The following is a 665-nucleotide window of genomic DNA, read 5'->3' on the forward strand; positions in this document are numbered from 1 at the left end:
CTTCTCTGTAATGGCAAGTCCTAACAGAATTGATATTCTACGAATTTTAAATTCCAAAGGTCCCCTGACCTATTCTGAACTCAAGTCTTTAGCTGGATTCAAATCCAAAAAAGAGAGCGGCAAATTTGCCTACCATCTCAGAAAACTACTAAGACAATCACTTGTTGCACTTAACAAATCTGAGAGACGTTACACAATTACAAATCTTGGAAAATTGGTTCTAAGTCTTGCAAGACAAATTGAAGAGCGCTCCATCATTGAAAGTGGAAAAATGTATGTTAGAACATCACATGAATCAATTGAGGAATTTAATTCTCATAAAATTATTCAATCACTTGTAAGAGAAGGAAGTCTTCCATTAGAATTAGCTCAAAAAATTACTGAAGAAGTTGAAAATAGAATTTACAAATATCAAACAACATACCTTACTGGTTCTTTGATTCGTGAAATGGTAAACTCTGTCTTACTAGAACACGGACATGAAGAATATCGAAATAAGCTAGCAAGATTAGGATTACCAGTTTTTGATGTTCAAGAGATGATTTCAAATGTTGATAATGTTGATAATGGTGCTGAAGGCCTCCTATCTAAAACTGGTCAAGTAGTCTTCGCTGAGCATTTACTCACAAATACCCTGCCTAAAGACGTGGCTGACTCTCACCTTT

At 35.0% G+C, this 665-nt stretch carries 1 protein-coding gene; it reads left to right on the forward strand.

Annotation, left to right across the window (positions count from 1 at the left end; genetic code table 11):
• On the forward strand, window positions 1–665 hold a 665-nt coding region (locus C6988_RS10535), incomplete at both ends, for a winged helix-turn-helix domain-containing protein (protein ID WP_182135365.1).

The sequence above is a fragment of the Nitrosopumilus sp. b1 genome, assembly GCF_014078545.1.
Taxonomy (GTDB): Archaea; Thermoproteota; Nitrososphaeria; order Nitrososphaerales; family Nitrosopumilaceae; genus PXYB01.